Source organism: Carboxylicivirga mesophila, assembly GCF_018271975.1.
Lineage (GTDB): Bacteria > Bacteroidota > Bacteroidia > Bacteroidales > Marinilabiliaceae > Carboxylicivirga > Carboxylicivirga mesophila.
In genome coordinates this window covers 128,175-139,489 of the sequence record NZ_JAGUCN010000012.1, presented here as the reverse complement: position 1 = coordinate 139,489, position 11,315 = coordinate 128,175, and the positions used below count along the sequence as shown (strand labels likewise).

Below are 11,315 nucleotides of genomic sequence, written 5' to 3'. Positions count from 1 at the left end.
GTACTTCTGCGAATAAAAAAGAGTTTCTAAAGAACAATTGGTCATGTTCCAGTACTTTTGTAAGACAACCCGATGAACAAAAACCATTTCGTACTTATGATTCATTGTCACTATTCTTTTAAAGAATATATCCTCATTTTTATTTTCTCTTCTGTATTTATAAACACAACTGCCACATCAAAAGAGGACAATCTGGTATTTGCATTGAGCAATGCTAAAACAGTTAAAGAACGCTATGAACTACTGATTAAACTTATCGTTCATACACGGCAGTACGATTACAAGAAGTCGGCACTATATGCTACACAGGGTGAATTATTGGCAAACAATAACAATAACCTGGGATGGCGAGCTAAATTTCAGTTTGAAAGTGCGATTACTCATTACTACTTATCAGCTTATGACAAAGCGTTGGCAAAATATCTAAATGCCACAGAAACATACCAGGAACTGGGTGATGGTTTAAACATGCTCAAATGCTATAACAATACTGGAATGATCTACGATCGTATCGAAAAATATGACAAAGCCATTGAGTATTATCAGCTCGCTTATAATGAATATCAACAACTTGACGATGCAATAAAAGATAATTACAACCAGTTTCTGCCACAACACTATAATAATATTGCCAGCGCGTATAACAAACTCAATCAAACGAAAAGAGCATTAGAGTATTATCAAGTGGCACTCGATAAGGCAATTAAAATCGATTTCAGGTACATATTGGGATCCATTTATACTAATCTGGGCATTATAGAAATGGAACAAGGTGCTTATGGCAATGCGAGAAGTTATATTGATAAAGCTATTACGATACGCAAGGAAGATGACGAAGTAATTGGATTAGCCAACTCATACTATCTTTTATCACGCTATTATTACCTTAACAACCAGCTTGACAGTGCTGTTACTACTACGCAAAAAACACTTTCAATTGCTAATACCCGCAGCTTATTGCAATTACAACGCTCCTCCTATTTTCTGCTTTTCGAAATTTTCCAGAAACAAGAATTACTTAGCAAGGCACTTGATGCTTATATCAGTTACAACCAGATCAATGATAGTATATTTAATCATCAAAAGATGAACCGCCTCAACCAGCTGGAGATTGCACAGGAGGTTGGTAAAATAGAGACAGAAAATACAAACAAAATAGCAGAATTAAAGCATCGCCATACCATACTTATTTTACTTCTGTCATCGTTGGTCATCATATTTTTCCTAATAGGCCGGTTGTATCAAACACAGAAAAAGAAACTAAAACTGGAGTACTCAAAGCTTGAGCTTGACATTGATGCTCGTAATCGGGAATTAACGACCAACGTAATGCAGCTGATACAAAAAAATCAATTGATTAATGATGTAGTTAAGCAATTATTAACACTTAAAGAAGAGATTAACGAACAGTCGCAGAAAACTTTGCACCGGGTTATAATGAACCTGCAATCACAAACTAACAGAGAAATATGGAAAGAGTTTGAAATGCGGTTTAATAAAGTACATAATGAGTTCTATTCGCGATTGCTTAAAAAACACCCAACTCTAACCTCATCGGAGAAGCGCCTTTGTGCACTGCTTCGGTTAAATATGACTTCGAAAGAAATAGCGGCCATAACCCATCAAACCTTAAGAGGAGTAGAAGTAGCAAGAAGTCGCTTAAGAAAACGACTTGGATTAACGGGTAAAGACACAGGATTAAATTGCTACCTGGAGGCATTTTAGATGCATGCTTCCAATTGCCCTGCAATAACACGCAATTCGCTATCTTCGTTTTTTCAATTTTGAATGATAGCACAATGATTAACGAGATATATCCAAATCAGCTTAGCACAGCATATGACAGCAATAAAGCCGTCGAAAAGGATGATTATGTATTTCATTACTCCGGCAAGTCGATAGTACTCATGGGCGATGACACGCAGGCCGTGGTACCTCAGCGAAAGGATTTTGGCGATAGCATCAAAACCTGTTCATTAATCTACATGTTTAGCCTGAATGAGCAAAACTGCTTTTTATGCATGGAGAAACCGTTTGCTTTACCTGTTGGTTTGACCCTGCAAGATATCGATGTATTCAGGCGTTTACCACAGGAAATTGGTTGGAGCATTATTCTGGGCTTTCACTTGCACAACTGGTACCAAAACCATCAATACTGCGGCAGATGCGGAGCGGCCACCGATCCAGGTGCCAACGAGAGATCTATTATTTGTAAGGCTTGCAACACAACTGTTTATCCCACTATATCACCAGCTATTATTGTGGCCATCACCTGCGGGGATAAAATTCTGTTGGCCAGGGGTAATCATTTTCCTCCCGGACGCTTCTCTCTGGTGGCTGGTTATGTTGATGTGGGCGAAACACTCGAAGAGGCAGTTATCCGCGAGGTGAAGGAAGAAGTGGGCCTGGATGTTACCAACATACGTTACTACAAAAACCATCCCTGGCCCTTGTCCGGCTCAATAATGGTAGGGTTTATAGCCGAGACGGATGATCAGCAGACCATTGAAATTGATCACAACGAAATTGCGGAGGCTGACTGGTTCAGCCGCCATCATCTTCCTGAGCATTACTCAGCTACCATCAGCATATCCGGAGAGATGATTGACAAATTCAGAAAAGGGGAATTATAGACTAACTTATACACATACTCTGTTTTATAATGATGTCATAAGTTCGTTATACTGACTGAGAACTTATTGCAACATTAATAAAAACTACGCCTATTATTTTCAAGCAGTTCGTAAAACTGCTAATTTGTGCTGGTAATTATGACTTACAATTTCAAATACTTGACACAATGATCAACAAACAAACCCTTTTAACCTCACTTCTATTGCTGCTGTATGTGGCTGCATTTGCCCAGTTTGACCTCAACCACCAGTCCAACAACCTGTTTATTAAACCTAATGTGCGCCAGCAGATTCTGATACCTGACATAACGGGCTATCATACCTTAAAAGGCGACTTCCATATCCACACTATCTTTTCCGATGGGTCTGTATGGCCAACTGTTCGTGTTGAAGAGGCATGGCGCGAAGGACTGGATGTTATTGCGATTACTGATCACCTCGAGTACCAGCCCCACAAAGATTACACGGTTGCGGACAACAACACTGCTTATAAGCTTGCGCAACGAAAAGCAGAAGAGATGAATGTGATATTGGTTAAAGGGACTGAAATAACAAAAGGGGAAGTGCCTCCAGGTCATTTCAATGCCATATTCATAGACGATGCCAATCCTATTGAAAACAAGGATGCCAGCCTCTCGATTGAAGCAGCAGTGAAGCAAGGGGCTTTTATAATATGGAACCATCCGGGCTGGAAACGTCAACAACCTGATACTACAAAATGGTGGGATTATTACACTACTTTAAAATCTAAAAACATGCTGCATGGCATTGAGGTTGCTAATTCCAATGAATGGTATCCCATTGCAATTGACTGGTGCATTGATAAAGATCTTACCGTTTTTAGCAACTCTGATATTCATGCACCCGTTAATCTTAAGTATAACCTTAGTGAACGCCATGCGCACCGTCCCATAACCTTGATTTTTGCCAGGGAGAAATCTATGCAAAGTGTTAAGGAAGCTCTTTTTGAGGGGCGTACCATAGCCTGGCATGGGCATACTCTGGCAGGAAAAGAATCAATAATGCGTGAATTGGTTAAAGCCTCAATCCAACTAAAACCAACTTTTAGAGAAACCCAAAAGAAAGGTACCACCTGGTATTATGCTGAGCTAAATAACATTTCGGATATACCATTTGTATTGCGGGATAAGGATGGTAATGAAATTGACCTGAAACCACTTAGCAGTGTCATCGTAAAGTTTGACAAAAAGACTGCTGCTTTAAACTACAAAGTGATGAATGCATTCATAGGCTCTGAGCGCCGTCTGGAAATTAATATTACGCCCCAATAGCGCAAATCTGAAAACAATAAAAGGGTCACATTATTATTCACTTGTAATAATAATGTGACCCTTTTATTTTATTAGTTACTGATTCAATTATGCCAGCTATTGAATCGAGAATGTGGCTTTTTGCACTTCCTCAGAATTGGTTCCGACAAACACATTAAACTGTCCCGGCTCCACCACGTAGGTGCCATTAGGGAAGTAGTAACCAAGCTCCTTTTCTGTCAGTGTAAAGGTAAGTTCTTTTGTCTCACCTGCTTTCAGCAGTACCTTTTCAAAGCCTTTAAGCTCTTTAACAGGGCGGGCATAGGTAGCCGCAATATCCTGAATATAAAGCTGAACCACTTCTTCTCCATCCACTTTACCTGCATTGGTCACCGAAACGTTTATAGTTAATTGTCCATCCTTAGCAATTATTTCCTTATCAAGGATCATATCTGAATAGCTAAAGCTGGTGTAACTCAAGCCATACCCAAAAGGAAACAGAGGCGTATTGGGCGCATCGTTATAGCATGAATACAGCACCCATTCTGGCGTTTGACCAACAGGCCGGCCGGTATTTTTATAGTTGTAGAAAAGCGGACACTGCCCCACATTGCGAGGGAAAGAAACAGGCAGTTTACCTGAGGGGTTGTATTTACCAAACAGTACATCAGCAATGGCATGACCACCTTCTGTGCCTGAATGCCAGGTTTCCAGAATAGCCGCTGCCTTTTCGGCGATTTCAGGAATAGCCAATGGACGTCCATTCATCAGTACCACCACGATATTTTTGTTCACCTTATAGATTTCATCAAACAGTTCCTGCTGAAGCCCTTTCAGTTTGATATCTGTCATGCTACGTCCTTCGCCACTCTGGTAGCAATCCTCACCAATGGCCAACAGCACCACCTCTGATTGGCGTGCTGCCGCAATGGCTTTTCCAAAACCAGAACGATCTGTTTCGTTAAAAGTCATTCTGTCACTAAAGTTACGAGTACCAACAGAAAGTGCACATCCTTGTGCATAATTCAACTTCACAGATGGTTCAATAGCTGCCTTAACACCTTCCAGCAATGACACAGCCGAGTTGCTCTCAGCCTGGGCCCGCCAGTTACCCAGTGGTGAATCCTTATCATCAGCCAGTGGGCCAATAACAGCTATGCTTTTTGCATTTGTACTCAATGGAAGTATTTGTTTTTCATTCTTCAGCAACACCATCGATTCGCGAGCCACTTTACGAGAGGCAGCACGGTGCTCATCTGTCAAAATCATCTGCCGCTCATTCTCTTCATTGCAATATTTGTAAGGATCATCAAATAATCCTAAGCGATATTTGATGCGTAACACACGACGTGCAGCATCTGTTACCAGCTTTTCGTCCACTTTACCTTCTGTCACCAGTTCCTCAAGATGTGAGATATAGGCCCGGCCTTCCATATCCATGTCGGAGCCTCCTTTAATAGCACGCTCAGCACTTTCCTTTGAATTGGCAGCTGCCCCGTGTATTTCAATTTCTCCAATACTGTTCCAGTCCGATACAACAAAGCCATCAAAGTGCCAATCGCCCTTTAATAAGTCACGTTGCAGATAGCTGTCAGCTGTAACCGGCAATCCATTAATGGTATTAAAACCATTCATAAATGTGGTCACGCCAGCTTCAGCTGCCGCTTTAAAAGGTGGTAATACAATATTGTGCAGTGTTTCATTACCTATCTCCACCGAGTTATAATCACGTCCCGACTCTGAAAAAGCATAACCGGCAAAATGCTTGGCACAGGCAGCTATGGTAAATTCATTGCTTAAATTATCCCCCTGAAAACCATGCACACGGGCGCGTGCAAAAGCACTTCCAAGATAAGGATCTTCGCCGGCTCCTTCCATCACCCGGCCCCAACGGGCATCGCGACCCACATCCACCATTGGGGCAAAAGTCCAGTGAAGACCTGAAACAGCTGCTTCTTTGGCAGCTACCTCAGATGACTGTCTGGCTAATTCAGGATTCCAGGAGGCAGCCTCTGCCAATGGAATTGGAAACATGGTTTTGTAACCATGAATGACATCATAACCAAAAATGAGCGGAATTCCCAAACGGGTATTCTCCACCACTGTTTGCTGAGCCTTACGGGTAGCTTCGGCACCATTCACATTCAACATGGAACCAACCATGCCACTCTTTAGTTGCTCCAGCAATGCCTCGGCGCCTGCATTACCGGCAGGAGCAGGCCCGGTCATCTCCCACAGGCTGGTGTATTGATTCAACTGCCCCACCTTTTCGGCAAGTGTCATCTTCATTAAAAGATCTTCCACAAATTGATCTTCTTCGCTAAGCTGCTTTTGATTGCCAGCACAGGAGACCAATAATAACATGGTAATAAGCGCAAGTAAATTAAGGTTTCTCATCTTAAACTGTTTGTGTAAATAATGTGCAAAATACAAATCAAAGGCCACCTATGGCAGCCTTTGAAATAAAAAAGTCCAATAATTTAATATTAATTATACCCTGGGTTCTGATCTTCGATAGATATGCCTGCATTCAAATCAATTTCTTCCTGTGGAATAGGGAATATCTCATTCTTACCAGATTGAAAACCACGTGACGCTAACTCTGTTGCAGCATCGCCCCAACGAACCAGGTCCCAAAAACGATGGCCTTCAAAGGCTAACTCAAGTGAGCGTTCTTTCTTGATAATTTCAAAAAGTGCATCACCAGCTAAACCTTCCCAAGAAGAATGATCAGTAAAACCAGCGCGCTCACGCACTTCCTTAATCAATGCGACTGCTTGTGCATCCTTATTATCGCGATTATATGCTTCAGCAGCCATTAACATTACATCAGATAAGCGAATGAGTTTAAATGGCGTGTTCCAGTTGACCTCTGTCACCCCTCCTTCTGATGTTTCAGAAGGAATGGTGGAATATTTCAAACGAATATACCCTTCGTAGGCATCCCAGTTATTGTTACCGGCACGGTTCACTTCGCCGCCAGCCGCCACAAATTCAGCTTCAGAAATAGCGGATGTGTTATAACGCTCGTCACCGGCTTCAGCTCTTAACAGATCACCTATTTTCTGTGTTGGCACATTAAAGCCCCAACCATTAGTGTAGCCAATTGCATCCATATTATTGAAGGAATTGTCACCACGCGGACCGCAAAGCTGAACAATAAAATTGGACTCGGCGGTGCCATCCCATGGTCCGCCCCAGTCGTGAGCATTCTTACTCGAATACAACACCTCGAATATGGATTCTGAACCGGCACGTTCTTCTCTTAACCAAATGGTGCTGTAGTCTTCAACTAACTCATAGCTATCGTCATCCAGTACATTTTGAAGCATCTGATGAGCATTGGCATAGTTTTTCTGATACAAAAACACTTTACCCTTAAGCGCCTGGGCAGCACCCTTTGAAATTCTGAACTTCATGCCGTCCGCAAGGTTACTTTTCACGGGCAATACTGCAATCGCCTCATCCAAATCCTTGTGAATCTGAGTGTAAATAGTCGCCTTACTCTCACGCGGATTGTTTACGCTAATTTCTGTGGTATTCTCCAAATAAAAAGGCACATCGCCCCACATGGTTACCAACTCAAAATAGGCATAAGCCCTAAAAAATTTCGCCTCAGCAGCTACTTGCTCTGCATTGCTCAGTTCAGGAGACAAGGTATTTAATATGGCATTTGAGGCATTCACTATTTTATAAAACGAGTGCCACACATCCTTAATAGCCGGATTATCGTACTCATACGTAAAATTACTTAGCTGCTGCAGCTTAGGCTGGTCAGCTGAAGAGCCCCCTCCCGGATTCAGGTCATCGCCCTGCAAGCCTTTCACAAAGAAAATACTTGACCAGTCGCCATAGTTATTGTAACCTATCTGCAGATAATCATACACTCCGATAATGGCTGCTTCAGCCTCTTCTTCAGTTGTGAGATAATCATCACTATTGAACTTTCCTATTGGTGTTTTATCCAATACACTGTCAGCGCATGCTCCAAAAGCAAGTACCAGCAGTAAAGTATATATGCTATATATTAGTTTTTTCATTGCTTTTTGTTTTTGGATTAGAAATTAACATTTAAACCAAACATCACTTTCTTGGTCGTTGGATACAGACCTTTATCAATACCCTGACGGTTATCTTCGCTAGAACCAGCTTCAGGATCCATTCCTTCATATTTTGTAAATGTGAAGAAATCATCGAGAGATACGAAAGCTCTGACACGTTGCAGCTTGATTTTCTCTGACACGGATTTTGGTAATGTATAACCCAGCTGAATTTGCTTGATACGCATGTATGATGCATCCTGAACGACTAAATCACTACGGTAAATATAGTCGCTGGTGTTATCAGGTTTAGGCATGCTGGCATTATCACCAGGTCCTGTCCATCGGTCGGTATAGAAGAAGGAAGGCTTATTACTCAACTTGCGATCGGTACGGAACCAGGCCATGAATACATCATTACCCGACATACCTTGCATAAACAGGTTAAAATCAAAGTTTTTATACTCCATGTTAAAAGTGGCACCATATAACAGATCCGGATGAGGACTACCAATATTTGTTTGATCCGATGCGGTGATTTCACCATCATCATTTACATCAACAACAATTGGCGCGCCTGTTTCTGGATCAATCCCTGCCGTTTTGTATCCTTTGAAGTAATAGATAGGATACCCTTCTTCAAACCAGGTCATGTTATAACCTCGCACATTGGCACCAGGCTGAGGTGTGTCATCCTTTACTTCTGTCACTTCATTCTTAAGTGTACTCAAGTTCAGATTTACACCATACTTTAAGCCGAAAGATGTCGTATTTCTCCAGCCTACTTCAAATTCAAAGCCAGAATTTTTAACTGTTCCTAAATTGGCCGATACATCTTCTCCAAAACCGGCCGATGGAGCCATTTTATTTGGCTTAATAAGGCCATCAGTCAACTTTTCATAGTAATCAACCGAAAAGTTAAGCTTGCTATTAAACGCCCTTAAATCTAATCCAACGTTGGTTTGTTCAGACGTTTCCCACCCTAAAGCAGGGTTTGTTGGGCGCGGACTGCGCGAACCACCTGATAGTACTTCATCCTCATTGGGGTAATTAATGTTTTGTGATGTCCAGAAAGCTCTGTCGGCAAAAGGCACCACATTAAAGATGCTACCATTCTGTCCCCAGCTGGCACGTATCTTCAGGTAATCAATAGCTTCCACATTCCAGAAGTCTTCCTGCGAGATTAACCAACCGGCAGACACAGCAGCAAATGAAGCCCAACGGTTATCAGTTGGCAATACACTGGCTCCATCACGACGAAGCGAACCTTCTAACATGTATTTGCCGGCATAATTGTAGCTCAAACGTCCAAAGTAAGATACTTTTGTATTCTCTTCCATGTTACCCCCCACCATGTTATTATCTCGATCTGCATAATAATCATGATAGGCATATTGAGAACCTTCTTTAGGCATTTCTGATTTCAGGTAATAGTTAGGATGTGTATAATCTTCATATGACATACCAGCCAACAGAGTGAAATCATGCTTATTGAGCTTTTTATTGTATGAAGCGAAGTTTTCCCAAAGGGCTTTGTAATACTTATCTACCCAGTCCTGCGCAACATTAAGACTGTTAGAACGCTCTGATGAGAAGTAGTATTTTGGTGACCATTCTTTGCGGGTAATATAAGTTAACTCCAATCCAATCCGTGAAGTAATATTCAGACCTTTCATTGGTTTTAGAGTACCATAGAACGAGGCCAGCAACTTATCCATAATCTGCTCATTATGTGTATTCTCCATAAAGGCAACAGGATTGGCTGTTTCGCCGGTAACAAATCGATTCAATCCGTAATAATCACCATTTGCGTTTTGCAATGGCGTATTACCTGCATCAATAATGGCATCGATACGGCTCATATCCGATTCAATGACCGGTGTATATGGATCGAGCAGTAAAGCACTGTTAACAATTGAGCGGTACTCATCATCTTCAGGTAATATCTTTCTTTTGGAGTGAGAGAAGTTCAGGTTATTACCCACTTCCAACCAGTCCGACATCTCGTTTTTAGTGTTAATACGAAAAGTATAGCGTTCAAAACGCGCATCCTCGCCACCAATGGCACCATCCTGCTTAAGGTATGAACCCGATAGCAGATAGGTTGACTTTTCATTACCTCCGGAAAAGCTAATACTATGGCGCTGCATAGGTGCTGCTTCCGAAATTTCGTCCAACCAATCGGTATCATAGTTTTCACCTGCAGGTGGAGTAATGGTCTCACCTGCCTCTTCCATAAACTGTTTGTATTGAGCAGCGTTCATCATCTCGGCATTGGTCGATAAAGTTTGTATGCCATACTGGAAGTTATACTCAATACGCGATTTTCCTTTGGTCCCGCTTTTGGTGGTGATTAATACCACACCATTGGCACCTTCGGTACCATAAATGGCAGCTGAGGCAGCATCCTTTAAGATTTCCATTGAAGCAATATCATTCGGGTCCAGGTCATCGATACCTCCGGTTTTCATCCCATCTACAATATATAACGGGTTACTGTTACCATTAGAACCGGTACCACGTATACGAATTTTTACGCCGGCACCTGGGGCACCCGATGTTGGCAACACAGCCACACCGGCTGTACGCCCCTGTATGGCATGCTCAACACGACCATTCGATACTTTCTCAAGTTCCTCAGCCTTAACCGATGAAATAGCAGCTGTCACAACACTTTTGCGTTGCACACCATAACCCACTACAACTACTTCATCCATATCAATGGCCTCCTCCACCATGGTAATGTCAACCGTTGGCTTACCCGCCACCTGTATGGTTTGTGGTTCAAATCCTACAAAAGAAAAACTGATAGTAGCATCCGGGGAAGCTACCGAAAGCGTATATGTACCATCCACAGCTGTTATTGTTCCATTGACAGGATTACCCTGCTCAACCACAGTCACACCCGGAATCGGATCGCCATTAACATCGGTTACAACACCTTTTACTGTATGCTCCTGCTGCATCAGAGTAATCGCTTCCTGCTTTTTGGTTAACACAATTTGCTTATCAATCACCCTATAATTCACATCAGTTGAAGCAAACAACTTATCAAGCGCATTCATCAATTCTTCATCACTCACATTAATGGAAACATCGGTAATGCCAGCAATTAATTGTTGATTATACAAGAATGTGTAGCCAGTCTGTTTTTCAATGGCATCAATCACCTGTTCTATTGACGCATTGTTCTTTTTTAAACTCAGCGTTGAACCTTGTGAATAAGAGTTGGTAGCCCACATCTGTGACACACCAACCAGTAGAAGAATCGCCAATATTCTCATACGTCGGTAGATTTTTTGCAAGGCATAGCAATCCCATACCTCAAGTGGATTTTTTTTCATAAATTTGAAATGTTTAGTGAAACAAAC

Annotated in this window: 6 protein-coding genes; 3 read left to right on the top strand and 3 right to left on the bottom strand. The window is 41.9% G+C overall.

The window, feature by feature from the left end:
- The first annotated feature begins 96 nt into the window (after positions 1 to 96).
- The 3 genes from KEM09_RS11830 to KEM09_RS11820 all read left to right on the top strand — a co-directional run bounded on the left by KEM09_RS11830 (position 97) and on the right by KEM09_RS11820 (position 3,925).
- Positions 97 to 1,725 (top strand): tetratricopeptide repeat protein, encoded by a 1,629-nt coding sequence (locus tag KEM09_RS11830; protein ID WP_212228554.1) that lies wholly within the window; start codon positions 97 to 99, stop codon positions 1,723 to 1,725.
- A 74-nt stretch (positions 1,726 to 1,799) separates the two neighbouring features.
- Positions 1,800 to 2,633, top strand: a complete 834-nt coding sequence (nudC, locus tag KEM09_RS11825) for an NAD(+) diphosphatase (RefSeq protein WP_212228552.1) — start codon at positions 1,800 to 1,802, stop codon at positions 2,631 to 2,633.
- Positions 2,634 to 2,800: 167 nt separating this feature from the next.
- On the top strand, positions 2,801 to 3,925 hold the full coding sequence (locus KEM09_RS11820; RefSeq protein WP_212228550.1) for an Sb-PDE family phosphodiesterase: 1,125 nt from the start codon (positions 2,801 to 2,803) through the stop codon (positions 3,923 to 3,925).
- A gap of 96 nt (positions 3,926 to 4,021) precedes the next feature.
- On the opposite strand, the gene bglX is transcribed toward KEM09_RS11820, so the two are convergent.
- From bglX to KEM09_RS11805, 3 genes are all read right to left on the bottom strand, one after another.
- Positions 4,022 to 6,301, bottom strand: a complete 2,280-nt coding sequence (gene bglX / locus KEM09_RS11815) for a beta-glucosidase BglX (protein ID WP_212228548.1) — start codon at positions 6,299 to 6,301, stop codon at positions 4,022 to 4,024.
- 89 nt (positions 6,302 to 6,390) lie between these two features.
- Positions 6,391 to 7,944 (bottom strand): RagB/SusD family nutrient uptake outer membrane protein, encoded by a 1,554-nt coding sequence (locus tag KEM09_RS11810; RefSeq protein WP_212228547.1) that lies wholly within the window; start codon positions 7,942 to 7,944, stop codon positions 6,391 to 6,393.
- 17 nt (positions 7,945 to 7,961) lie between these two features.
- Complete coding sequence (locus tag KEM09_RS11805; protein ID WP_212228546.1) at positions 7,962 to 11,288, bottom strand: TonB-dependent receptor; 3,327 nt, start codon at positions 11,286 to 11,288, stop codon at positions 7,962 to 7,964.
- Between the last annotated feature and the right edge of the window lie 27 nt (positions 11,289 to 11,315).